Raw genomic sequence first — 25,243 nt, forward strand, 5'->3', positions numbered from 1 at the left:
CGATACTGGATACGATTAACGGTTTATCCGTATAACCTGAACCGCCGTATACGGAACCGTACGTACGGTGGTGTGAGAGGACGGCGGATGTAAATCCGCCTCCTACTCGATATTGAGAAATATCACAGAGTTTAGATGCACTGCGCTAGACCTTGGGCATTTGTTCAGCGAATTATTGGAATCGATTAGTGGACAGTTTGGCCGCCAGCGGGGTCTCGGTGGGGTATGAGTAGCTATCCAAGCACGGCTGGGCCCTGTAAATGCAATGGGCGCGCATTGGCGCCCATCGCCCGATTGCGCAGCCGCACCGCAAGGCTCAAACCCTTGCAGCCTGCCGGAACACGAATTTCACACCAGTCATGCAGTACGCCCACCGAGCACTTCAGCCACCCAGTCGGCAATGTAGTGACCTGCATTGATACTGTTGTCGAAGCTCGAATGCTGCACACCGCCCTCACGTTCGGTGAAGATTTTCAGTTCGCGTTTTGGGCTGTTGACCAACTGCTCGTAGGTGCGGTGGGCCCACTTCAATGGAATCTGCGAGTCCTTTTCACCGTGGGTGACCAGGAAGGGGACCTTGATACGGTCCAGGATGCCGTCCAGATGAACGTTCTCGGCGATGGTCATGAACTCCTCCGTGTCCTTGGCGCCCCAGACCCATGACACATGCGACCAGTAATGCGGTACCGGAAAGCTGCCTTCCTTTTCCATTCGACGTTTCTGCACATCGCGCCAATCATGGTTGGCACCCCACACGACGCCGCACGCGAAGCGCGGCTCGAAGGCTACCGCGCGCGGGCAGTAGTAGCCGCCAAGCGACACACCCTCCAGGCCGATGCGTTTGGCGTCGACATCGGCGCGGGTTTCTAGCCAATCCACCACGCGGCTGGCCCAATGTTCGCTGTCGAAGCGCGCGGTCAGGTTGTGCAGACGCAATGCTTCGCCGGTGCCGGGTTGGTCGATGATTAAAGAAGAAACGCCACGTTTGGCCAGCCAGGCGGGCAGGCCGACGCGGTATTTCATTTCTTTGGTGGAATCCAGCCCATTGACCTGCACCAGGATCGGCGCGGGGCCGCTGACGCCTTCGGCACGCACCAGCAGACCGGAAATGTGTTTGCCTTCGTAGGGGATTTCAACGCGCTCGCAGTTTTCTCGTGCCAGTTCGATACCGCGTTGGAACGTGTGCAGAAAGCGCTGGTACAGCTCCGTACGGCCAGGGGCACCGTGGGCCTGAAGGCGTTCGCAGCTCAGGTAATAGGTGGCGGCGCGGTTGTATTTTTCACCGGCGGACAGCATTCGACCCTTGCCTTCGTCTTCTTCAGCCAGGCCGCACAGCTTGTCGGCCATGTTCGCCCAGGTTTCTCGGAAGGCCTTGCTGCCGGCGGCGTCCGGTTGCTTGGCGGCTTCTTGCAGCGGCGCACACATTTCTTCGATTTCGCCGATGCGGGCGCCCATTTCAATGGCCAGGTCGACGGAAAGGTTCCACACGTAGTTGGTTGGGAAGTAGCGAAACATGATGGTTATTGTCCTTGTGCAAGCAAAGGCGGGCGGCCAGGGCCGGAGCGGGATCGCCAGACCTGACGGTCGACGCAGGCTAAGGGGAGGCCCATTGTTTGGCCAATCGCGAGTCGGGATGGGAGGTATTGCGAACGGAGATAGAGCCATGTGCACCGTTGGCTAAAGGGTTTCCACTCACCGTTCAAGCAGCAAATCCGGATACCTATCATCGTACTTTGCGATGGCTCATAACGCAGGATGCGATTGGTGTCGTTGAGGTCCGACTCACTAGAGTTGGCGCTGCACCGCGTCGTTGGTTGGCGTTTGGGGCGCCACAACAACAAGAACAAGGTATCGGCAGATGAGTGAGTCCAGATCCGGCACAGCGATCATCCCGTGCGCCAAGGGCAGGCTGTTTTTCCATGACCGTGCGAGGAGTTGGACATGCTCGTATTGAATCGCGTGCTCGGAAATCTATCGGTAGGGGGCAAGCTATTGTTGGGTTTTGGCCTGGTGCTGCTGGTGACCCTGGGGGTCGCGCTCACGGCGTTTCGTTCCCTGGGTGTGCTGCAGCAGCGCGGTGAGCAATCGCGTCAGGAATCATCGATCCAGGCCCTGATCCTGCGTGCGCGTATCGACGAGAAAGCATTCGCCCTGGATCTGGCGCCGCGGCGCCTGGAGCAAGTACGCGAGACAATCGAAAAACTGAATCAACAACTCGATGATCACCCGACCAACAACGCAACGCACATCCCCGTTCGCACAGCCGTCAGCGTTTACCTGGAGCAGTTCCTCGGCTATGCCGATTCGTTGCGTCGGGCTCGCGAAGCGCGACTGCGCATGCAGGCACTGGCGCAGACGGCTGGCGACAGTTTTACCCTGCTGTTTCTCGACCAACTGGATGCGCTTAACGCTCGGTTAGGGCAGGGGACGCCGCCGAGCAGCGATCAGATGGTGTTGCTTGAGCAGACGGCAGCGTTGCGGGACAAGCTCGTCAAGCTGCGCGACAGTGAGCTGTATTATTCGCTCGATGGCGAAGAGCGATACCGCAGCGACTGGGAAATGAGCATGAGTGACCTGCTGGCCGCCATGCAGGCACTCGCGCTTGGCGAGCAGCAAGGCGAGTCGCTGCAGGAGGCGAATACTGCCCTGGGCGACTACCGCAAGGCCTTCCTCGAGTTCGTCGACAGCCGCGAACGAAGTGCGCAAAGCAGTGCGACGATGAGTGCGCAAACAGAGCAGGTCAGCAAGCTGTTGGCCCAGGCCGATGAGCAGCAAAGGCAGGCGGTACTTGACGATAACCGCAAAGCCGATCGTCAGTTGGGCTGGATCACTGTTCTGGCGCTGGCCTTGGGCATTGGCGCCAGCCTGCTGATCCGTCAGTTGATTGTGCAGCCGTTGCGCCAGGCTGTGCAGTTGGTCCAGCGCGTGGCGGCTGGGGACTTGAGTGATCCGCCGGCAGACAGTGCTCGTCGTGATGAGTTGGGCCAACTGTTGGGCACTGTGGGGAGCATGCTGGGCAGCCTGCGTGGATTGGTCGGGCGCATCGACCGCGGTGTTGGCTCGCTCAACGGCATGGCCGGCAGCCTGGCCGAAGTGACCCTGAGCAACAGCCGTGGTGTCGAACACCAGCGCCAGGAAACCGAGTTGGCCGCCACTGCCATGCAACAGATGGCCGCCACAGCGCAGGAAGTCGCGCGCAACGCCGGTCAAGCCAGCGAAGCGGTGGCGCATGCCGACCAACAGGCGCGTGAGGGTGATGAGTTGGTGCGTCAGGCGAGTGACAAGATTGACCATTTGGCTGTGGAAATGGGTGGTTGCGCTGAAGCCATGCGGTCGCTATTGGTGGAGAGCGCGGCGATTGGAGGCGTGCTCGATGTGATCAAGGCGGTGGCCGAGCAGACCAACCTGTTGGCGCTCAACGCCGCCATCGAGGCCGCGCGCGCGGGCGAGCAGGGGCGTGGCTTCGCGGTGGTCGCCGATGAGGTGCGGGGCCTGGCACGGCGCACCCAGGGATCGACGACGGAAATCGAAGGGTTGATTGTTCGTCTGAGCGCTGTGGCCCAACACGCCGCTGAGCGTTTGCAAGGCAGCCATGTGCTGAGCGATGAAACGGTGGTGCTTGCGGCGCAAGCTTCCCAGGCACTGGCGCGGATAACCCGGGCGGTGTCCAGCATCGAGCAGATGAACCAGCAGATCGCCGCGGCCGCCGAACAGCAGAGCGTGGTGGCCGAGCAAGTCAGCCAGAGTATGACGCGGGTGCGCGAAGTGGCCGAGGGCAGTGCCAGGGAAAGCCTGCAACTTCAAGGTTCAACGGCCGACTTGCAACGGGTTGGCGGCGAGCTCAAAGCGGCCGTCGGGCACTTCCGTACCTGACGCACCTCCAGGCTTCGGCAGCCATTACTGCTCCAGCTCGTTAATGATCTGACTGATTTTCGCCCGCAGCCAACGGTGCATCGGATCCCCCTCCATGGTCCGATGCCAGAGCATGAACTCACGCATCACTGGGATTTTCACCGGCGGTTGCACGATGCGCAGCGGCAGGTAGTTGGCGTAGAGCCTGGCCATGCGCTGGAGCATGGTGGCGACGCGTTGGGTGCCGACGATCAACTGTGGCAGGGTGTTGAAGTCATGGGTCACCACTTCCATGCGGCGCGTGAAACCATACTGGCTCATCAGCCATTCTTCGACGCTCAGTTGCCGGTTGCGGCCAAAAATCACCGAGACATGGCCCATCTCGATGTACTGATCGAGGCTGATGCTGTCGCCCACCAAAGTGTTGCCTTCCCACACGACGCAAACGTGCTCTTCTTCAAACAGTAGCTGCGAGGGGTGGCCTTCGATCAGATAGTGCTCAGGCACGATCATCATGTCGGCCTCACCGCGCATCAGCATTTCGGTGGACGTGTCGCCGGGGCCGAGCAGTTCGAAGGTGATGTGCGGGGCTTCCAGGGAGATTTTCTGGATCACCCGGGCAAACAGGACGCTGATCAGATAGTCCGACGTGATCAGGCGAAAATGGCGCTTGCTGGTAGCGGGGGCGAACACCGGTTTGGCGGTGATCGAGGACTGGATCGTCAGCAGCACCTGGCGCACCGGTGCCGCCAGTTCACGGGCATAAGGCGTGGGCTGCATCTTGCGTCCGACCTGCGCCAGCAGCTCATCTTCGAAGTAGAGGCGCAGCCTGCCCAGTACACCGCTGGTGGCGGATTGGGTCATGTGCAGGCGTTCGGCGGCGCGGGTGATGTTCTGCTCTTCCAGCAACACATCCAGCGCCACCAGGAGGTTGAGATCCAAGTGGTTAAAACGCATGGCGGTCTCGATTTTTGTATTTATTTTGTAAATACCTTCCAACCTTCCTATCGCGGCGTCAAGTGCCGTGAGTGGGCGAATCGAGCGGTTCGTGTTCGATTTCCAAGCCATTTGTGCTTTGCAGCCAAGTATCGCGTTTGCCGATAGGTCGCATCCTGACAAGCGATTAGTCAGTGAGTTTTTACCCCTTCACTATCAACCCGCAGTCGGTTGGCCGTGACGCTTTATCGACTCCAAGACTAGCCTCGGCAGCGTAAGGCCTGGCACTGCTCTCGTAGTGGGACGTCTGGCTTGCGCTGAATAATTACAATGGAGTGGTAACTCAATGAACATCATTGGCCTTGACGTCCTTATTTTTGGCGTCGACGACATTCAAGCTTGTACCCATTGCCTGCGTGACTACGGCCTGCTGCCTGTCGATGTCGACAGTGAGGGCGGTCGTTTCGAAGCCCTCGACGGCACCGCCGTGGTTATCCGTCGGGCAGACGATGCCAGTCTGCCGGCGGCCATTGGGCCTGCGCCCTCGATTCGTGAAACCGTCTATGGCGTGGCCAGCGCGGCTGATCTTGAGGCCATCGCCGATGAGCTGGGGCGCGACCGCCCGGTGACCCGCGGTGCCGATGGCTCCGTGCACAGCGTTGACGATATGGGCTTTGCCATTGGTTTCCAGATCAGCGTGCGGCGTGCGTACAGCGCGCCAGCCGACCTGACCAATGCGCCGGGCCATGTGCCTCAACGCCCGGTTAACCAACCTGGCATCAATCCCGACATGCAGGCCCTGCCGCGGACCCTGTCCCACGTGGTGTACTTCGTGCCGGACTCAGCCAAGGCCGAAGCTTTTTACAAGCGCTTGGGCTTCGTGACCACCGACACCTTTGTCGGCGCCGGCCCGTTCATGCGTCCGGCCGGTTCCGATGACCATCACTGCCTGTTCATGATCCAGACGCCGCCGCACATGAAGGGCTGCGAGCACTTCACCTTTCACATGGGCAGCGGCACGGAAGTACTGCTGGCCGGTCGTCGCTTCGAACAGCAAGGCTGGACCAGCTTCTGGGGGCCGGGCCGTCATCTCTTTGGTTCCAACTGGTTCTGGTACTTCAACAGCCCGTTGGGTTGCCACATTGAATACGACGCCGACATGGACAAGCACGATGACGCCTGGCAAGCGCGCCAGGCGCCGTTGTCGGCGGATAACTCGCAATTGTTCCTGTTCACCTCCCGGGAAAAATGGTTCCCGAGCGGCCCGCCACCCAAGCAGGCCTGAGTGCGGAGGTCATCCATGAGTCACGAGGCCATGGTGCTCTGTCGGCTGGATGAACTGGTGGAAGGGCAGGCCCGCGGGTTCGATCCCCTGGGCACGGGGAAGGACAGTCTGTTCGCCCTGCGCCATGACGGCGAGGTGCGGGTCTATCGCAACAGCTGCCCGCACCTGGAGGTGCGGCTGGAATACCGCAAGGATCGTTTTCTCAGCGTCGATGGCCGACAGATCGTCTGTTACGCCCATGGTGCCCGATTCCTTCCGGACAGTGGCCTGTGTGTCTACGGGCCGTGCCTGGGAGAAAGCCTGAGCGTGCTGCAGTGGCATGCAGAGGCTGATTGGCTGGTGCTCGAAGCGGGTCAGCTAGACGCGAATACATCGTGACCAACGTATCGCGGTAGCTGATACATCGTATCCCTACATCCGATTGGTCAAACGCCTGCTTTGCCGAGAAAGTGAACACAACGCGGTACCGAATGCGTGCAGACACAGCCGGTGGTGAAGCCTGGGATCGCTCCGGCAGAACGCTAGCGTGAATAACAAGAATAAGAGTGAGACGAGCATGAACGCAGTGAAAAAGGTGCTTATCGTCGGCGGTGGTATCGGTGGTCTATGCGCTGCAATCGCTTTGCGTCGCCAGGACATCGAAGTCGATCTTGTCGAGCTCAAGGCGCAGTGGACCGTCTACGGCGTCGGTATCATCCAACAGAGTAACGTCGTGCGTGAGATGGCCAAGTTAGGTGTGCTGGATGGCTACCTTGACGCCGCCTACGCGTTCGAGGATTTGACCATCAATACCACGGCTGGTGAACAGCTGGCGCGAATTCCCGGTCAGCGCCTGGCCGGCCCCGAGTATCCAGCCAACGTCGGCATCTCGCGCCTGGCCCTGCATCAAGTCCTCAGCGAAACCACCATGGCCCTGGGTGCCTCGATTCGTCTGGGCCTGAGCGTCGAGACGCTGGAGCAGGTGGGCGAGCGCGTCGATGTGCTGTTCACCGATGGCAGTCGCGGTCGTTACGACCTGGTCGTGGGCGCCGATGGCCTGTATTCGAAAATGCGCGGCTTGCTGTTCGGCGAGCAGTACTCGCCGCGCTTCACTGGCCAAGCGGTGTGGCGCTACAACTTTCCACGCGCCGCGGGAGTCGATCATCTGGCCACGTTCCAGGGACCCGCCGGCAATGCCGGGCTGGTGCCGCTGGGTCACGACCAGATGTACCTGTTCATGACCTCCCACGAGCCCGCGAACCCCAGGATGGATGCCGCCACGCTGGCGACCCAGATGCGCCAGCGTCTGAGTGGCTTCACCGGGCTGATCGGCGAGCTGCGCGAGCAAATAATCAACAACGAACAGGTGGTCTACAAGCCACTGGAGGTGGTGTTCGTCAATGAGCCTTGGTATCGCGGCCGTGTTGTGCTGATTGGCGATGCGGTTCACGCCACGACGCCGCACCTGGGCCAGGGTGCCGGCATGGCCATCGAGGATGCCGTGGTGCTTGGCGAAGAGTTGGTCGCCGGCGGGAGCGTCGAACAACAGCTCGAACGCTTTATGGCGCGCCGTTATGAACGCTGCAAATTCATCAGCGAAAGCTCGGTGCTGGCTGGTGACAAGGAAATGGCCCACGACAGCAGCTTCGACCGGATCGGCCTGGTCAGGCGGATGCTTGAGGTCACGGCAGAGCCTATCTGAGGCGCCGACAAAACCAAATTCGCTTTCCCATGGAAGTTTCATGCCTGTGCAGGCTTGGCCCGGTTGGATTGCGGGCGCGGTTTCACCAGAAGAGCTGACATACAACAACAATAAAGAGGGTTACTTCGATGGCTACTCGCAAGTTCGCTGCGTCGCGGCGCGTCCCCTTCACCCTGACCCTTGCGGCCAGCCTGGGGCTTGGCGCTTCGGCGGCCCAGGCGTTTCAGATCGACACCGGTAATCCCGATCTCAGCTTGCGCTGGGACAACACCCTGAAGTACAGCGCGGCCTGGCGCCTGAAGGAGCCCAGCAGCAAGCTCAGCGAAGGGCAGACGGCGTTGAACCAGAATGACGGCGATCACAACTTCGGCAAGGGGCTGATCTCCAATCGCCTGGATATTCTTTCCGAACTGGACATCGGCTTTCACAACTTCGGTGCCCGTGTGAGCGGTGCCGCTTGGTACGACACCGTCTACCAGGACCGCAACGACAATAACGACGCGGCCAGTGCCAACCAACGTTCGGTGGGCTTTGACGAATTCACCAGCGACACCCGTCAGTTGCACGGGGGTGACGGCGAACTGCTGGATGCCTTTGTCTACTGGAACGGTGAGCTGGCCGACCGTGCCTTATCAGTTCGCGCGGGGCGTCATGGTCTGATCTGGGGTGAGAGCCTGTTCTTTGGCGGCAACGGCATTGCCGGTGCCATGGCGCCAGTGGACGTGGTCAAGGCGCAATCGGTACCCAACACCCAATTCAAGGAAATCACCCGGCCGGTCAATCAACTCTCGACCGCCTACCAACTGACCGATGACTTGTCATTGGGCGCTTTCTACCAGTTGGAGTGGGAAGAGACACGTTTGCCTGGCGCCGGCAGCTACTTCTCCACCAGCGATACGATCGGCGATGGCAATGAAAGGCTGATCACCGGCGGGCCATTCCCGGATTTCCTGGGCGGGAATGCCAATAGCCCGGCGGCGTTTTTCCATGGCAAGGACAAGAAAGCCAGGAGTTCCGGCCAAGGCGGCCTGCAGCTCAAGTACAACACCGGGACGACGGATTACGGTCTGTACGCACTGCAATATCATGAGAAAACGCCAACGTTGTACTTGAAGCCGAATGCCACCGGGCCGAATTTCAGTACCGGGCAAGTCGGCGAATATTCCTGGGTCTACCCGGAAGATATCCGTGTCCTGGGCGCCAGTTTCGCCACCTCCGTAGACGAGTACAGCTTTGCCGGCGAGGCGTCGATGCGCTGGAACATGCCGTTGGTGTCCAACGCCCAGACCGTCCTGCCGGGCGTCGACGCGGACAACAACGATGACGCCCTGTACGCCGTCGGCCGTACGGCCCACGTCAACCTCAACGTCCTGGCATCGCTGGGCCCTTCCTTTGTCGCCAATGAAGCCAGCCTGGTCGGGGAGATTGCCTGGAACCGCTTGCTGGCCGTGACCAAGAACCGCGCCGCCCTGGACCCTAACGCCACCGATGACGGCTTGGGCTTGAAGTTGGTGTACACGCCCACCTATCGCCAGTTCTTCCCTGGCGTGGATATCAGTGTGCCGGTGGGCATCAGCTATTTCCCCATGGGCAAGTCGGCGGTGATCAGCGGGTTCGGCCCCGATAGAGGAGGGGACATGAACATCGGCGTATCCGCCACCTATCTGGACCAAGTGACCGTGGGGCTGACCTACACCCACTTCTACGGCCCCGAGGACACCAGCCTCAACGCCGCCAACCAGTTCAACTACAAGCAGTCGTTGAAGGACCGGGATTACCTGGCTTTCTCCGTCAAGACCACGTTCTAAGAGGATTTGCGCATGACCATTCAGTTCACTCTAAAGGCCTTGTGCTTAACTTTGCTGGCCGCCGCCGCGCCGATGGTCCTGGCCGCCAGCGCCGAACAAGCGGCCCAGCTGGGCAAGACCCTGACGCCCTTCGGTGCCGAGAAAGCCGGCAATGCCAATGGCAGCATCCCGGCCTGGGATGGCGGCTACACCAAGGTCGATCCGGCTTATGTTCCGGGCGGCAAACGTGGCGATCCGTTTGCCGCTGACAAACCCTTGTACAGCATCACTGCCCAGAACCTGGCCAAGTACGCCGACAAGCTCAGCGACGGCACCAAGGAACTGTTCAAGCGTTTCCCGGACACCTATCGCATCGACGTCTATCCGACCCGGCGCACGGCGGCCGCGCCGCAGTGGGTCTATGACAACACGTTCAAGAATGCGACCCGCGCCAAACTGGTCGACAGCAGCGCCGGCCTGATCCCCGACGGTGCCTATGGCGGGATCCCGTTCCCGATTCCACAGAACGGTACCGAAGCCATCTGGAACCACCAGCTGAACTGGCGCGGCACCTCGGTGGCGGCGCATTTTCGCCACTATCTGATGACGGCCGACGGTAATCAGGTAATGACCAGCGACGGCCTGTTGACCCAGGAGATGCCCTACTACTACGAGGAGGCTGGCCCTGAAAACTACTCGGGTGACTACTGGCAGGTGCATTTTGTCAATTCCGGCCCGGCGATTCGTGCCGGCGAACAGATCCTGGGGCGCGAGAACATCAACGGCGAAAAATCCCAGGCTCACGTCTATCTGGCCGGTCAGCGCCGGGTGCGCACGCTGCCCAACGCCTGCTGCGATACACCGACGCCGTCCACCGCCGGGGTCATGTCCTTCGACGAACTGTTCGTGTGGCAGGGACGTACGGACCGGTTCGACTGGAAATTGGTGGGCAAGCAGGAAATGTATGTTCCCTACAACACCAACAAGGTGCAGACCGCTGCCCAGCCGCAAGACCTGTTCGCCAAGCACCATCTGAATCCTGACTACGTGCGTTGGGAGTTGCACCGCGTCTGGGTAGTCGAGGCGACGTTGGCCGCCGGCAAGCGTCACCAGTTGCCCAAAGGTCGCTACTACCTCGACGAAGACACCTGGCAAGCCCTGCTCGGCGACCGTTGGGACGCCAGCGGCCAACTGGCCAAGACCCTCTGGTCCCTGCCTTCCGTACTGCCCGACTTGCCAGCTGTGGTGCAACTGTCTGCCGGTTTTTATGACCTGACTTCGGGTGCGTGGTTTATCCAGAACGTCTACGCCGGATTGACGGATCAGTATCGCGCGGTGGATCGCTACAAGGCCTCGGAGTTCTCGCCAGCAGCGATGGCCGGTCGCGGCGTGCGTTGAGTCTGAGCTGAGCGTGATGGGCAGGCCTGTCGGTCTGCCCTTGGGGTGCGAGTGTTTTTCCGAGGTTAGGTTATGAACAGAATCAGTCAGGCGAGCGCTGTGCTCCTGGCCCTGTATTTGCCCTTCGCCGCCACCGAGTGCCTGGCGGGGCCGACTGCCGTGGGCGCGCCACTGAGTACTCCGGCCATGCCGGTACCGGCGGCGCAGAAGAGCGTATTGATCGATCTGGCGCGGGCCGGCGCACGTCTGGTAGCGGTGGGCGAGCGCGGCCTGGTGCTGCTCTCCGACGACAATGGACAAAGCTGGCGCCAGGCCTCGGTGCCGGTTTCGGTCAGCTTGACGGCGGTGCAGTTTGTCGATGCGCGCAATGGCTGGGCAGTGGGTCACGCTGGCGTGGTATTGGCCACCCGCGATGGCGGTGAGCACTGGACGCTGCAACTCGATGGCGTGCGCGTGGCACAGCTGGAACTGGACGCTGCCAAGGCTGACCAAGCCACCGCTGCCGACCCGGATGCCGCGCTGGTCCGGGTAGAAAATGCCGAGCGTCTTGCCGCCGATGGTCCAGACAAACCCTTTCTGGCACTGGAATTCGTCGACGCGCACCGCGGGCTGATCGTCGGTGCCTACGGTTTGGCGCTGCAGACCACCGATGGCGGTGCCACCTGGCACTCGCTGACGGGGCATATCGCCAATCCGAACGGCTTGCACCTGTACGCCATCAGTCGCCAGGACACGCGTTGGTTCCTGGCTGGCGAGCAGGGTTACCTGGCGCGCTCGGACGACGACGCGGTGTCGTTCAGTCAGTTGGATAGCCCTTACGAAGGCAGCTTCTTCACCCTGCAGAGCCGTGCCGATGGCGCGCTGGTGGTCGCCGGTCTGAAGGGTAATGCCTTTGTCTCCCACGACGCTGGCGCAAGTTTCCAGCGTCTGTCGGTTCCCATGCCCATCTCCTTCAACGACGCCACTCGTTTGGCCGACGGCCAACTGCTGCTGGTCAACCAGAGCGGCACGCTGTTTCGCAACAGCGAGCAGACCGGGACGGCGCTGCTGGCATTGGGCAAACCCTTGGGCAAGCCAGTTTCAAGTGTGATCGAGGCCGCCGATGGCAGCTTGATCGTTGCCGGTTTCACCGGGCTGCAGCGTCTTGCGCAGCCATCCACTGCCGCTTCGGAGTGAGGTTATGAAGTCCCCAGGTAATTTTTCCCAGTCCCCCGCGAATGCGTTCGAAGACTTTGATCCGCGTTCCGGTTCGGTGCTCGAGCGAGCCCTGTTCAACCATCGCCTGTGGGTGTTGCTGCTGTGCCTGGCGACCACGCTGGTACTGGGTTGGCAGTCCAGTCGTGTCGAGCTCAACGCCAGTTTCGAAAAAATGATCCCCACCCATCACCCTTACATCGCCAACTACCTTGAGCACCAGCAGGAGTTGAGCGGGCTGGGGAATGCGGTGCGCATTGCAGTGGTCAACAAGCGGGGCGACATCTACGACAGCGCCTACCTCAAGACGCTGCAGGCATTGAGCGACAAGATTTACCTGCTGCCCGGTGTCGACCGCGCGTACATGAAGTCGCTCTGGACACCGGCCACGCGCTGGGTGGCGGTGACCGAAGCGGGCCTGGACGGTGGGCCGGTCATTCCAGACAACTACGATGGCGGCGCCGCGAGCCTGGCGGCATTGCGGCGCAATGTGCAACTGTCCAATGAAATCGGCCAGTTGGTGGCGTTCGACCAGGCCTCGAGCATCATCCAGGTACCGCTGCTGCAGCGCACCCCCGACGGCCAGCCATTGGACTACACCCGGCTGTCGCAACAACTCGAATCGCTGCGCAGCCAATACCAGAGCGACAGCATCGACATCCGCATCACCGGTTTCGCCAAGAAAGTCGGTGACCTGATTGCCGGCCTGCGGCAGATCCTGATCTTCTTCGCCATGGCGATCCTGATCACCACCGTGGTGCTTTATTGGTACACCCGCTGCATCCGCAGCACCTTGCTGGTGGTGTTCTGCTCATTGGTGGCAGTGGTTTGGCAACTCGGCCTGCTGCCGCTGTTGGGCTATCAACTGGATCCCTATTCAGTGCTGGTGCCGTTCCTGGTGTTTGCCATTGGCATGAGCCATGGCGCCCAGAAGATGAACGGCATCATGCAGGACATCGGTCGCGGCATGCACCGTGTGGTCGCCGCGCGCTTCACCTTCCGCCGCCTGTTTCTCGCCGGCCTCACCGCGCTGCTGTGTGATGCGGTCGGCTTTGCGGTGCTGATGATCATCAAGATCCAGGTGATCCAGGACTTGGCGATGATCGCCAGTATCGGCGTAGCCGTGCTGATCTTCACCAATCTGATCCTGCTGCCGATATTGCTTTCCTATGTCGGGGTCAGCGGTCGCGCGGCGCGACTGAGCCTCAAAAGCGAGCACGCCGAACAAGCGGGCCAGCATCGCCATGGATTCTGGCGCTTCCTCGATCTGTTCACCCAGCGGCGCTGGGCGGCGTTGTGCATTGCCTTGAGCCTGGCACTGGCAACGGCGGGCTTTGTAGTCAGCCTGCAATTGAACGTCGGTGACCTTGATGCGGGCGCGCCCGAGCTGCGGGCCGACTCGCGCTACAACCAGGATGATGCATTCCTGACCCGGCATTACGGCGCCAGCAGCGATCTGTTCGCGGTCATGATCAAGACCCCGGCCAGCGCCTGTTCGCGCTACGACATCCTGAACAAGGTCGATGCCCTCGACTGGCAATTGCGCACCTTGCCAGGGGTGGATTCGACCAATTCCCTGGCGCTGCTTAACCGCCGGATGCTCGTGGGTCTGAGCGAAGGCAGCCCGAAATGGTATGAGCTGCAGAACAACCAGGCGATGCTCAACATGGTCACCGCCGGGGCGCCGCGCGGGCTGTACAACGAGGACTGCAGCCTGCTCACGCTGTACGTCTACCTCTCCGACCACAAAGCGCAAACCCTGAGCCGTCTGGTGGATCACGTCGAGCAATTCGCCGCGGCGAACAATACTGACGAGGTCCAGTTCCTTCTGGCCGCTGGCAATGCCGGGATCGAGGCCGCGACCAACATTGTCGTCAAGCAGGCCAACCGCGAAATGCTGTTCTGGGTCTACGGCGCGGTGATCCTGCTGTGCCTGATCACCTTCCGTTCCTGGCGCGCCACGATTTGCGCGGTGATTCCGCTGATGCTTACGTCGATCCTTTGTGAGGCACTGATGGTCTGGCTGAACATCGGCGTCAAGGTCGCGACCCTGCCGGTGATCGCTCTGGGCGTGGGCATCGGCGTCGATTACGCGCTGTACGTGATGAGCATCCTGCTGGGCCATATGCGCCAGGGCACGAGCTTGTCTGAGTCGTATTACCGGGCACTGCTGTCCACCGGCAAGGTGGTGATGCTGACCGGCGTGACCCTGGCGATCGGCGTGGCCACCTGGATGTTTTCGCCGATCAAGTTCCAAGCCGACATGGGTGTGCTGCTGGCCTTCATGTTCGTCTGGAACATGGTGGGTGCGTTGGTGCTGTTGCCGGCCCTGGCTCACTTCCTGTTGCCGAGCAGGCGTGTGAGCACGGGGCCGGCCGAGGTTAAACCCAGCCATTCGACGAGCTTGCCGCTGATGCCTGCCGTAGCCGAGGAGGGGGCCTGCGTGAAGCACTCGCTGCGCCTGGCTTCAGAGCACGCTCAAACGGCAACAGCCGCCAATCCCGTCGCGTCATAACAACAAGAAAGGACGTTTCCATGCCTCGTGTGCATTTGTTCCAGCAGTCCCTATGGCTTGACCTATTCGCCGGCCTGAGCGCCTTCGGCATGGCGTTCTGCGCGGCCCAACCACCGGAGGTGCGCGATGAACGTTGAACGCCAGGCGCGGCTGCCGCAATCCTTGTTGCTCTTGCTCGGCAGTTGCCTGCCGGTGCTCGGTGCGGTGCTGCTGGCCCCCATCCTGCCACGTATGCAGGAGCACTTCGCCGACACGCCGGGTGTGGCGGTGCTGGTGCCCATTGCTCTGACGCTGCCGGCGTTGATGATTGCGTTGTTGGCCCCCGTGGCCGGGATTATCGCCGACCGACTGGGGCGCAAGCCGTTGTTGATCGGTGCGATGCTTATCTACACCGTCTGTGGCGTGCTGCCGCTATGGCTGGAGTCGCTAGAGGTCATCGTCATCAGCCGCGCCGGCATCGGTGTGGCCGAGGCGGCGATCATGACCTGTTGCACCACGATGATGGGCGACTACTACAGCGGCGCACGGCGTGAACGGATGTTCGCCCTGCAAATGGTCGCGACCTCGCTGTCGGCGGCGATTTTCATTGCCCTCGGTGGCGTGCTCGGCGAGCACGGCTGGCGCACGCCGTTTGCCCTGTATGGGCTGGGGCTGGTGCTTCTGCCACTGATGGTCTGGTTGTTGTGGGAGCCGCGTGCACAGGTCGTCACCGCGACAACGGTGGGCAGGGCATTCCCCTGGCGCCCACTGATACCGTTGTATGCCCTGGCATTCCTGGCGGGCTTGAGCCTGTTCATCGTGCCGGTACAAGTCGGTTACCTGCTCAACCTACTGCATGTCGAAGGCTCGCAGCAGATCGGCATGACCATGGGCGCCAGTCAGTTCGGCGTACTGGTCGGCGCCCTGAGTTTCCGGTTGTTCCGTGGTGTCCCGGCGCACCGGCAGATGCTCCTGGCCTTCGTCGCGGCCGGTATCGGTGGCGGGCTGCTGGCGATGGCTGACAGCCATGGGCTGGTGGTGATCGCCGTCCTGATCAACGGCCTGGGCATCGGCCTGATGATGCCGACCCTGCTCACCTGGATCATGAGCCAGGTCGACTTCCAGCAGCGCGGCCGCGCCGCCGGCGGCTTTACGTCGATGTTCTTTGCCGGTGAGTTCGCCAGCCCGCTGGTGGTGTTGGCGATCACCGGCGGGGTAATCGGCGCCTTGCCAGCCGCATTGGGCATCGTCGCGGGCGTTCAACTGGTGGTAGCGCTGGCCTGTCTTCGGTTGCGGGGCAGCCGGTCTGCTTTTCCCACTGCGCTGGCCGCGGACCCTGAGCACTGACCTGCCCATTCGACGATTCAACAAAATAAGAACAACGAGGAGAACATCATGAGTTATTTGCTCAATACCTGGTACATCGCTGGATGGGCAGACGAGCTGGCGCCAGGTGGCATGCTGGGCAGAACCATCGTCGAGCAACCCATTGTGTTCTTTCGCGATAGCCAAGGCGTGATCCAGGCGCTCGCCGATCGTTGCCCGCACCGTTTTGCCCCGCTGCACATGGGCAAGCTTGTCGGCGACAGCGTTCAGTGTCCGTACCACGGCTTGCGTTTCGATGGCAGTGGCCAATGTACGCACAATCCTCACGGGGATGGGAGTATCCCAAAGGCCGCCTGTGTCCGCGCGTTCGCAGTCGTTGAGCGCCATGGCGCGATCTGGGTCTGGCCTGGCGATGCGAGCCTGGCCAACGATGCGCTGATCCCGGATTTTTCCTTCTTCGAACAGGCGCCCATCCATGCCAAGGGGCACGGGTATTTGCCAACCCGCGCGCACTACGAACTGCTGGCCGACAACATCATGGATTTGAGCCACGTTGATTTCCTTCACCCCGATACGCTCGGTGGCGGGGCGTTGTCACGTACCCGCGCCACCATCGAGGAGTTGCCCAGCGATCGTGTGCGCATCAGTTGGTGGGCACCGGATGATGTGCCTCCACCGGCTTTCGGCGCTCACCTTGAAGACCCGACCCGGGCAGACGTCTGGGCAGAAGTCATCTGGCACGCGCCCGGTCTGATGTTGCTGGGTAGTGGTGCCACGCCTCCAGGGCGTCCCAGGGAAGAGGGGCCCGTGACATGGAACCTCCATCTGATGACTCCGCAGGACGCGGCCAATACCCATTATTTCTTCGCCAACACGCGCAATTTCGAGCAAGAAAATGCGCAGTTGAATGCCTTCGTCCAGGAGATGTTGATCGGTATTTTTGCCGGCGAAGACAAACCCATGGTCGAGGCCCAACAGCGCCAGATTGGCGAGGTTGAACTGCTTGGCCTCAACCCGGTGCTGCTGGCGGTCGATGCAGGGGCCGTACGCTGCCGACGTGTCCTGCGTCGATTGATTGCCGCTGAGCAGCCAGTAGGTGCTTCGCAATGATTGACATCGTTGTGACCCGCAAGCTCCTCGAAGCCGAAGGCATCTACAGCTTTGAACTGGCTCCGGTCGAAGATTCCATGCTGCCTGCCTTCAGCGCTGGCTCGCATATCGACGTGCACCTGCCCAATGGCCTGGTGCGCCAGTACTCGCTGTGCAACCACCCAGAAGAACGCCACCGCTACCTGTTGGGCGTTTTGCTCGACCCGGCGTCTCGCGGCGGTTCGCAGGCCATGCACGAGCAGGTGCACGAAGGCAGCCGGCTGCGCATCAGCGAGCCACGCAACCTGTTCCCGCTGGAGCCTGGGGCTGGGTACAGCGTGCTGTTCGCAGGCGGTATCGGCATTACGCCGATACTCTGCATGGCCGAGCGCCTGGCGCGGATCGGCGCGCCTTTCGAGCTGCACTATTGCGGCCGCTCGGCCGGGCGCATGGCCTTCATCGAGTACATCCGCCGTTCGCCATTTGCCGATTGCGTGCAGGTTCATCTGGACGATGGCGAGGATGCCCAGCGTCTCGACGCCGTTCGGGTTTTATCCGGGCCCGCCGCCGACCGTCATCTGTATGTCTGTGGCCCCAACGGTTTCATGGAGTACGTGCTCGGCACGGCGCGCGCGCAGGGCTGGGCCGAAGCGCAACTGCACCGTGAGTACTTTACCGCCGCCGCTGTCCCTGGGGATGAGGCGGGCGGCTTCGAGGTGCAATTGGCTAGCACCGGGCAGTGTTTCCAAGTGCCGGCCACGCTCAGCGTTGCCCAGGTGTTGCTGGAGGCCGGCATCGACATCCCGTTGTCTTGCGAACAGGGCATCTGTGGCACCTGCCTCACGCGCGTACTGGAAGGCGAGCCGGACCATCGCGACATGTTCTTGACCGATGCCGAGCGGGCCCGCAACGACCAGTTCACGCCTTGCTGCTCGCGCGCGAAGAGCGCGCGGCTGGTGCTCGATCTTTAAGGTTTTCTCATGAATTCATCGTTACCCGCTGGCGCGTTGCGCCAACTGATTGAGGACTCGAACATGCAACAGCTTCCTGGTTTCAAACGCGTGGTCACCGGGCACGATGCCCAGGGCTTGGCGGTGGTCGCGCTCAGCGGACCAACGCCGAACAGCTTTCCGCTCAAGGCTGTACCCGGCACGGTCTTCCATGAGATCTGGAACAGCGGCGCCAGCCCGGCCGTGCTGGATAACGGCGACGACCCCACCAACAAGCCGCTTCAACTGAGCCCCGCACCATTGGGCAGTGTCATCCGCGTGGTGGATATTCCCCCGGACAGTGTGCAGAACCAGGTCAGCACCGAGGATGCCGCGGCGGCCTTCGCCGAAATTGGCCAGGCCCACGCCGGCACGGGGCAGGCGGACTCCAAGCACAAGCTGATGCATCGCACCGAAACGCTGGATTATGGCGTGGTCACCGAGGGCGAGGTCTGGCTGGTGCTCGATGGCGAGGAGGTGCATCTCAAACGCGGGGACATCGTCGTGCAGCGAGGCACCAACCACGCCTGGAGCAATCGCACCGAGCAGATGGCCCGCATGCTCTTCGTGCTGCTCGATGGCCGCTTCGCCCCCGAGCTGCAAGGAGAACGGGCATGAAGCTCAGTACCCTGAAAGATCACAGCCGCGACGGTCGCCTGCTGGTGGTGTCGCGCGACCTGGCCTGGGCGGTGGAGGCCAGCGATATCGCCGCGACGCTGCAGGAGGCCGTTGAGCGTTGGCCGCGTGTCGAAAGCGTTTTACGCGCGCGGTATGATGCCTTGAATGAAGGTACGCTGACCGGTGCCTTCGCCTTTGATCCGCGGCAAGCCGCCGCACCCTTACCACGTGCCTGGCAGTGGCTGGACGCCTCGTCTTTCCTCAGTCATGGCGAGCGGATGCAGAAGGCTTTTGGGCTGGATCCGATCGAAGGCGTTGAACATACGCCGCTGATGTATCAAGGCTGTGGCGATGATTTTCTGGGCGCCCACGACGACATCATGCTGCCCAGTGAAACCCACGGTATCGATTTCGAAGGTGAGTTCGCGGTGTTGGTCGATGAGGTCCCCATGGGCTGCTCGGCGCAGGACGCCGTTGACCATATTCGGCTCATCGTGCAAGTCAACGATGTCAGCTTGCGTGCGCTCGCCCCTCGGGAAATGAAGACCGGCTTCGGTTTTATCCAGGCCAAGTCCTCGTCAAGTTTTGCCCCGGTGGCGATCACCCCCGACGAGTTGGGCGAGGCCTGGCGCGACGGGCGTGTGCACTTGCCGCTGAAGGTTGAATGGAATGACAAGTGGTTCGGTCATGCCCATGGTGGCGCCATGCATTTCGGTTTTCATCAGTTGATTGCCCATGCGGCGCTGACGCGGCGCCTCAGGGCGGGCTGCGTGATCGGTTCCGGCACGGTTTCCAATGCCGACCCCACGGTTGGCGCTGCCTGCATCGCCGAACGTCGCGCAGTTGAGATGATCGAGCAAGGCGCGCCACAGACACCCTTCATGCGCTTCGGTGATCGCGTGCGCATGGAAGTCGTCGACCAGCAAGGGCAGTCGGTCTTCGGGGCGATAGACCAGCGTGTCGTGCGTGGAGGCCTCCCATGCGCGTGATGATTACCGGGGCCAATGGTTTTGTCGGCCGGGCGCTGGTGAAACGATTGCTGCAAACCAATGAATTGCTAGGCCGGTCGATCAGCGCGTTGATATTGCTGGATAAAGAGCTGGTGGGGTTTGCTGACGATAAGCGCCTGCGCCGGCATTGCGGCAGTGTGACCGATGCCGCGTTACTGCGCCGGGCGCTGGCCGATGGCATCGATGTGGTTTTTCATTTGGTCAGCATCCCGGGTGGCGCGGCCGAGCAGCACTATTCGCTGGGTTATCAGGTCAACCTGTTGGCCAGCCTGGAGTTGCTTGACCAGTTGCGCGAGCAGTCTGGCGCGCCGGTGCTGGTGTATGCCAGCAGCGTGGCGGTGTACGGCGGCGACCTGCCGGTGCGCATGGATGAGCGCGCCGTGCCGCACCCGCAGTTGAGTTACGGGGTGCACAAGGCGATGGTGGAAATGGCGATCAACGACCTTGCCCGACGGGGCGAGGTGGACGGTCGTGCAGTGCGCCTGCCCGGCATCGTCGCCCGTCCACGCGAACCCAATGGGCTGCGCTCGGCGTTCATGAGCGACCTGCTGCACGCCTTCGCCCAAGGCGAGCCGTATTGCTGCCCGGTTTCACCGCAGGCGCAGGCGTGGTGGATGTCCGTGCGGTGTTGCGTGGATAACCTGTTACGGGCCGCCGAACTGCCCGCCGTTGAGCTCGGCGAGTCACGTATCTGGCAATTACCGCTGTTGCACTTGTCCATTGCCCAGGTTATCGATGCCCTGGCCGCCGCCTACGGGCAGGAACGCCGCGCATTGATCAGCTTTGCACCAGACGCTGGGCTGCAAGCGTTGTTCGGCAATTTCCCTGCAATGAAAACGCCCCAATCCCGTGCCCTTGGCTTTCGTCATGACGGCTCTGCCGGCGCCCTGATACGTAACAGTTTGACCGCTGCTACCCCGACGCGTCGTGCGCGTGGGCGGGTGGCGCTTGGAGTGAGCGAAAATGCAATCAACTAAACGCCGCCTGGTGGACCTGTCCGTCACCCTGGACAACAACCCCTACACCGATCCGCCACCATTGCTGCCGAAAATCGACTACATGGATCATCAGCAAGGCTGGCCGGAGATGGCCGCGATGTTTCCCGGCCTGTCCAAGGCGCAACTGCCGGGCGATGAATCCTGGGCCGCCGAGCGCCTGCAGATCACAACGCACAGCGGTACGCACATGGACGCCCCTTGGCACTACGCCTCGACCACGGACGGTGGCAAGCCGGCGTTTGGCATCGACGAGCTGCCGTTGGACTGGTGCCTGCAACCGGGCGTGAAACTGGACTTTCGTCATTTGCCGGATGGTCATGTGGTCAGTGCTGCCGAAGTGCAAGCTGAGCTGGAGCGTATTAGCCATGTTCTACGGCCGCTGGACATCGTCCTGGTCAACACCCGTGCCGGCGCGCTGTTCGGCCAGCCAGGGTATCTGGACGCCGGGGTCGGCATCGGCCGTGAGGCCACGTTGTACTTGTTGGAACGCGGCGTGCGTGTGGTGGGCACCGATGCCTGGAGCTGGGATGCGCCGTTCAAGTACACGCGCGAACGCTTCGCCGCCACGGGCGACGCCTCGATCATCTGGGAAGGGCACAAGGCCGGACGCGACATCGGCTACGGCCAGATGGAGAAACTGGCCAACCTGGAATGTCTGCCGGCCCATGGTTTCCAGGTGTCGTGTTTCCCCTACAAGATCAGGCACGCCTCGGCCGGTTTCGTCCGCGCCGTAGCGATTTTCGAGGAATGAACGTGCCAGCGGCCGGTGGGAAAAAGCGCGCTAGCCTCTCCCAAGGGCTTGAGACGCTGCTGTCAGAGCGCATTCTTGAGGGCCGGCTGCGTGGCGGTGAGCAGTTGCCCACCGAGTCGGCCCTCATGCTCGAGCATGGTGTCAGTAGAACCGTGGTGCGTGAGGCCATGTCGCGTCTACAGGCTGCTGGAATGGTCGAGACGCGCCACGGGATCGGGACCTTTGTATGCGGTAGCGCCCTGTCGCTGGGGGCCTTCATCGACCCGGCGACGATCGGCATCATCACCGATTCGCTGGCGATCATGGAGTTTCGGATCGGTCTTGAGGTCGAAGCCGCCGGGCTCGCCGCCCAGCGACGTAGCCCGGATCAGTTGGCTGGGTTGCGGGCGCTTCTCGATCAGCTCGGCCAGCCTGCAGTCAGTGTCAATGATCGGGCGGCGTTGGATTTCCAGTTTCATTTGGGTATTGCCCAGGCGACAGGCAATCACTACATCGCCAACACACTGCTCAACCTGGGCGAGGTCATCATCCCGCGCAGCCGACTGGATTCTGCGCAGTTGTTTCACGCTGAGCCTTTGCACTACGAGCAGCGGATGCAAAGCGAGCACGAGCAGATTTACCAGGCGATATTCAATCAGGACGTTGAACGGGCGTGTGCTGCGATGCGCCTGCACCTTCAGGACAGTCGCGAGTACTTGCATCAGGCTCGCCAAGAGCTGATGACATGACGAAAATTCACGATGACCAGGTGCCGGACACGGCCACGCAGTATCCCGCCACTGCTTTAACCATCATCGATCCCCGCTGGACCTTGTTCGTCCGTGTCGTGGCGGCTGGCAGTCTCAGCAAAGCTGCGGTATTGCTGGACATGCCGCAGTCCATGGTGAGTCGCAACATTGCGCTCCTTGAATCCCAATGTGGCGAACGCCTGTTTCATCGCACCGGGCGCGGGGTGATCCTGACCGAGTTTGGCGAGCAATTGCTGCCCTGTATATCGGACCTTCTGGCGAACGCTGAAAGCCTTGCCGATGACATTCGCAACCTGCGTGGAAAACCGGTGGGTGAGGTGGTCGTGGGCATGTTGCCCTCCGCGGTGCGTCGGTTTGCGGGAACGCTTTTTTCTGCGGTGCGCGCCCAGATGCCAGGCGTGAGATTGCACCTGATCGAGGGTGCGAGCGCTCAACTTGAAGAGCAGTTGCACGATGGTCGTCTGGATATGGCGCTGGTGCTGCGCGAGAGCGAGGCAAGCATCGGCCAAGCCCATCTGTTGGCCAGGCTACCGCTGCATCTGGTAGGACCCGCCGCCGATCCTCTGTTCGAAAATCGAGACATTGCGCTGGAAAATCTATCGGGGCTGCCATTGGTCGTGCCTGGGCGGCCGCATCTGCTGAGGGCCAGGCTCGATCATTTGGCTGCCGAGCAAGGCGTGGAGCTGTGCGTGGCCGTGGAAGCCGACTCCGTCCAACTCCAGTACGAAGTCGTGGCGGCCGGCGGCGGCTATGCGATTGCTTCTGTGCTGCCGGGCTCACTGGATCAACGGCTGATGTCAGCGCGCATCGTCGAGCCGGTGCTTGAACGCTTTGTCGTGCTGGTCGAGTCGCCCCGTCGCCCTTTGACCCGTGCTTCCCGTGAAGTGCGACGGCTGATCTGCAATCTGTCCATGCCATCGATTTAAGCGATAGCTGCTTTGCATCCCCAGCAGTATTCGACGGGGGGCGCGCCTCGTAGGGTGTCAGTCAATCAACGACTGATCCCCGATTGCGAGGTTAGCGCTATGCATCACGCCCAAAAGTCCCAAGTCATTGCCCCGACGCTTTTTCTCAGCGACGCCGATGTGGCCTCGCTCGCCGACTGGAGCACCGCCGTTGCCGCGCTCGCCGAGGCGTACGCGCACCCTGCATCGGATGCCATGGTGCCGCCTCGCTCCATGGCCCGGGGCGACGGTATCTGGCTGCGCAGTTTGACCGCTGTACCTCCAACTGGCGGCCATATGGGCTGCAAGTTGATCGCGGCTTCCATGCGGGCGCGCTGCGCCAGCTACCTGATCGCATTGTTCAACCAGCAAACCATGGCGCTCAGTGCCCTGATCGATGGCAATCGGGTAACGGGATTGCGCACCGCGGCAACCGCTGCGTTGGCGGTCGATTTGCTGGCGCCCAAGCGCGCGCTGCGGGTGGGTGTGATTGGCTCGGGGTTTGAGGCCCGTGGCGCGTTGGACTGCCTCAAGTCCGTGCGCGATGTGGCCCAAGTCCGGGTGTTCAGCCCAACGCCCGCGAGCCGCGAGCGGTTTGCCGAGAGCTTCAGGCCGGGGCTGGACATCCAGGCGGTGAACAGCGCGCAAGAAGCTGTGCAGGACTGCGACGTGGTGATTTGTGCCGCCCGCAGTCGTGACGAATCTCCGGTACTACAAGGCGCCTGGCTTTGCCCGGGGGCCACGGTCGTGTCGTTGGGTTCCACCTTGCCTGAGCAACGGGAGGTTGACCCGGTCACGATGGAGCGAGCCGTCTGCATCATCGCCGATATGCCGCAAGAGGTGCTTCACGATACGGGGGACGCCATTGCGGCGATCAGTGCCGGCGTTTATGTCGCCGACAAATTGGTCGCGCTGTCGGACCTCGTCGCGGGTCGTGTCAACCCGCGCCAGAACGCAAGCGACATCGTCCTCTACAAATCGGTGGGCTCGGCGCTGCAGGACGTCGTCATCGCACAAGCGCTATACGAGCGCGCCAGGCAACGAGGCCTCGGCATCGAGCTGCCTGCCAGCATTGTCCCTGTCTCGAAATAACCCCTCCACTGTTCGAAGGAAAATCATCATGGCTACATACAAGAAAGCGGATGCCCGTGCCTGGGCGCGGGAAAACCTGGTGGGCTGCTCGGCGGTCACCATCCCAAGTTTCAGCGCTGACCTGAAGCGTCTCAATGAGCGTGGCATACGCCACGACATCGAACATACGGTAGGGCTGGGCTACAGCGCCACATTGCTGTGCAGCGAGCTGGCAATCTCTGCCCAGGAGAACGCCCAGTTCACCGCGTGGGCCCGTGAATCGGGGAAAGACCTGATCCTGTTCTTCCACGCAGCTTTTGGCACGCTTGCCGAGAACATCGAGGCGGTGAAGCTCGCCGAGAATGCCGGTGCGGATATTGTTCTGCTGTCCTATCCACCGCAGTTCTGGCCGACCAGCGAGCAGGAAATCTACGACTACACCAAGTCGTTCTGTGACGCGACGGACCTTGCCGTCATGCTCTTCCCGATTCCGCTCTGGGGCTTTGAGCGCGTGCATCCGGCAGGGATGTCCTTGGAGTTGGTCCGTCGGCTGTTGGCTGATTGTCCGAATATCGCGGCCATCAAGTCCGAGCAAGGGTTCCCGCTGCCGGCGGGCATTTGCGAGATGTACTACCACTTCCGCGATCAGGTGGTGATCAGTTGCCCGATCGAAGGCGACGCAATCCCCCTGATGAGCCTGATGAAGTTGCAGTTTTCCGGCACCAGCAACACCGCCTGGATGAGCGACTACTACCCGAAAGCGTTCGAACTGGCGCGCACGGGCCGCTTCGAAGAGGCGATGGAGCTGTATTGGAAGGTCAACCCGGCCCGCGGTGCCAACGGCGCCGCCGCGCAAAGCTATGCCGGCGGCACTGGTGTGCTCAATCGCACGATGTGGAAATACCAGGATTGGCTCGCCGGCTTCAACGGCGGCCCACTGCGTGCCCCGGCGATGCGCGTGCCGGATCGCTTCATGAAGTCGCTGCGTCAAGGGTTGGTCGCGTCGGGGTTGCCGGTGACTTCGGATCCTGACAGCGCCTTCATGATCGGGCGTCATCCGTGCTGATCGGG

Annotated in this window: 21 protein-coding genes; 19 read left to right on the forward strand and 2 right to left on the reverse strand. The window is 61.7% G+C overall.

Features of this window, described 5'->3' with window-relative positions:
- Positions 1 to 357 precede the first annotated feature (357 nt).
- A complete protein-coding gene (locus HU762_RS25785; RefSeq protein WP_186641687.1) occupies positions 358 to 1,515 on the reverse strand; it encodes a prolyl oligopeptidase family serine peptidase in 1,158 nt (385 codons plus the stop codon).
- Positions 1,516 to 1,941: 426 nt separating this feature from the next.
- On the opposite strand from HU762_RS25785, the gene HU762_RS25790 reads away from it, so the two are divergent.
- Complete coding sequence (locus HU762_RS25790) at positions 1,942 to 3,873, forward strand: methyl-accepting chemotaxis protein (RefSeq protein ID WP_186641689.1); 1,932 nt, start codon at positions 1,942 to 1,944, stop codon at positions 3,871 to 3,873.
- Between the two features lie 24 nt (positions 3,874 to 3,897).
- Here HU762_RS25790 and HU762_RS25795 read toward each other — a convergent pair whose 3' ends face one another.
- Entirely contained in the window at positions 3,898 to 4,809 is a 912-nt protein-coding gene (locus HU762_RS25795) for a LysR family transcriptional regulator (RefSeq protein ID WP_186641691.1), read from the reverse strand.
- 325 nt (positions 4,810 to 5,134) lie between these two features.
- On the opposite strand from HU762_RS25795, the gene HU762_RS25800 reads away from it, so the two are divergent.
- From HU762_RS25800 to HU762_RS25885, 18 genes are all read left to right on the forward strand, one after another.
- Positions 5,135 to 6,073, forward strand: coding sequence for a VOC family protein (locus HU762_RS25800; RefSeq protein WP_186641693.1), 939 nt, complete (start codon positions 5,135 to 5,137; stop codon positions 6,071 to 6,073).
- 15 nt (positions 6,074 to 6,088) lie between these two features.
- Positions 6,089 to 6,451 carry a Rieske 2Fe-2S domain-containing protein gene (locus HU762_RS25805; protein WP_186641695.1) on the forward strand — a complete coding sequence of 121 codons (363 nt, stop codon included), beginning with the start codon at positions 6,089 to 6,091 and terminating at the stop codon, positions 6,449 to 6,451.
- Between the two features lie 178 nt (positions 6,452 to 6,629).
- The gene (locus HU762_RS25810; protein ID WP_186641697.1) at positions 6,630 to 7,754 is read left to right on the forward strand and encodes an FAD-dependent oxidoreductase; all 1,125 of its coding nucleotides are present in this window, start codon (positions 6,630 to 6,632) and stop codon (positions 7,752 to 7,754) included.
- A 128-nt stretch (positions 7,755 to 7,882) separates the two neighbouring features.
- Positions 7,883 to 9,562, forward strand: coding sequence for a DUF1302 domain-containing protein (locus HU762_RS25815; RefSeq protein ID WP_186641699.1), 1,680 nt, complete (start codon positions 7,883 to 7,885; stop codon positions 9,560 to 9,562).
- Positions 9,563 to 9,574: 12 nt separating this feature from the next.
- On the forward strand, positions 9,575 to 10,939 hold the full coding sequence (locus HU762_RS25820; RefSeq protein WP_186641701.1) for a DUF1329 domain-containing protein: 1,365 nt from the start codon (positions 9,575 to 9,577) through the stop codon (positions 10,937 to 10,939).
- A 72-nt stretch (positions 10,940 to 11,011) separates the two neighbouring features.
- On the forward strand, positions 11,012 to 12,115 hold the full coding sequence (locus tag HU762_RS25825; RefSeq protein ID WP_186641703.1) for a YCF48-related protein: 1,104 nt from the start codon (positions 11,012 to 11,014) through the stop codon (positions 12,113 to 12,115).
- Between the two features lie 4 nt (positions 12,116 to 12,119).
- Positions 12,120 to 14,648 (forward strand): MMPL family transporter, encoded by a 2,529-nt coding sequence (locus tag HU762_RS25830; protein ID WP_186641705.1) that lies wholly within the window; start codon positions 12,120 to 12,122, stop codon positions 14,646 to 14,648.
- 126 nt (positions 14,649 to 14,774) lie between these two features.
- Positions 14,775 to 15,974: an MFS transporter gene (locus HU762_RS25835; protein ID WP_186641707.1), complete on the forward strand. Its 1,200-nt coding sequence runs from the start codon at positions 14,775 to 14,777 to the stop codon at positions 15,972 to 15,974.
- Between the two features lie 48 nt (positions 15,975 to 16,022).
- The gene (locus tag HU762_RS25840; protein WP_186641708.1) at positions 16,023 to 17,063 is read left to right on the forward strand and encodes an aromatic ring-hydroxylating dioxygenase subunit alpha; all 1,041 of its coding nucleotides are present in this window, start codon (positions 16,023 to 16,025) and stop codon (positions 17,061 to 17,063) included.
- Complete coding sequence (locus tag HU762_RS25845) at positions 17,060 to 18,013, forward strand: PDR/VanB family oxidoreductase (RefSeq protein WP_186641709.1); 954 nt, start codon at positions 17,060 to 17,062, stop codon at positions 18,011 to 18,013. Before HU762_RS25840 ends, HU762_RS25845 begins: the two co-directional genes overlap by 4 nt.
- Positions 18,014 to 18,076: 63 nt before the next feature.
- Positions 18,077 to 18,649: a cupin domain-containing protein gene (locus HU762_RS25850; RefSeq protein WP_186641710.1), complete on the forward strand. Its 573-nt coding sequence runs from the start codon at positions 18,077 to 18,079 to the stop codon at positions 18,647 to 18,649.
- Entirely contained in the window at positions 18,646 to 19,638 is a 993-nt protein-coding gene (locus HU762_RS25855) for a fumarylacetoacetate hydrolase family protein (protein ID WP_186641711.1), read from the forward strand. Before HU762_RS25850 ends, HU762_RS25855 begins: the two co-directional genes overlap by 4 nt.
- Positions 19,629 to 20,636 (forward strand): NAD-dependent epimerase/dehydratase family protein, encoded by a 1,008-nt coding sequence (locus tag HU762_RS25860; RefSeq protein ID WP_186641713.1) that lies wholly within the window; start codon positions 19,629 to 19,631, stop codon positions 20,634 to 20,636. The genes HU762_RS25855 and HU762_RS25860 overlap by 10 nt, the downstream gene beginning before the upstream one ends.
- Positions 20,623 to 21,408 carry a cyclase family protein gene (locus tag HU762_RS25865; protein WP_186641715.1) on the forward strand — a complete coding sequence of 262 codons (786 nt, stop codon included), beginning with the start codon at positions 20,623 to 20,625 and terminating at the stop codon, positions 21,406 to 21,408. Before HU762_RS25860 ends, HU762_RS25865 begins: the two co-directional genes overlap by 14 nt.
- The gene (locus HU762_RS25870; protein ID WP_186641717.1) at positions 21,405 to 22,136 is read left to right on the forward strand and encodes a FadR/GntR family transcriptional regulator; all 732 of its coding nucleotides are present in this window, start codon (positions 21,405 to 21,407) and stop codon (positions 22,134 to 22,136) included. The genes HU762_RS25865 and HU762_RS25870 overlap by 4 nt, the downstream gene beginning before the upstream one ends.
- Positions 22,133 to 23,083 (forward strand): LysR family transcriptional regulator, encoded by a 951-nt coding sequence (locus tag HU762_RS25875; protein WP_186641718.1) that lies wholly within the window; start codon positions 22,133 to 22,135, stop codon positions 23,081 to 23,083. Before HU762_RS25870 ends, HU762_RS25875 begins: the two co-directional genes overlap by 4 nt.
- 99 nt (positions 23,084 to 23,182) lie before the next feature.
- Positions 23,183 to 24,193: an NAD(P)-binding domain-containing protein gene (locus tag HU762_RS25880; RefSeq protein WP_186641720.1), complete on the forward strand. Its 1,011-nt coding sequence runs from the start codon at positions 23,183 to 23,185 to the stop codon at positions 24,191 to 24,193.
- A 28-nt stretch (positions 24,194 to 24,221) separates the two neighbouring features.
- On the forward strand, positions 24,222 to 25,238 hold the full coding sequence (locus HU762_RS25885) for a dihydrodipicolinate synthase family protein (protein WP_186641722.1): 1,017 nt from the start codon (positions 24,222 to 24,224) through the stop codon (positions 25,236 to 25,238).
- Positions 25,239 to 25,243: the final 5 nt, after the last annotated feature.

The sequence above is a fragment of the Pseudomonas sp. SWRI92 genome, from assembly GCF_014268685.1.
GTDB classification, from domain to species: Bacteria; Pseudomonadota; Gammaproteobacteria; order Pseudomonadales; family Pseudomonadaceae; genus Aquipseudomonas; species Aquipseudomonas marvdashtae.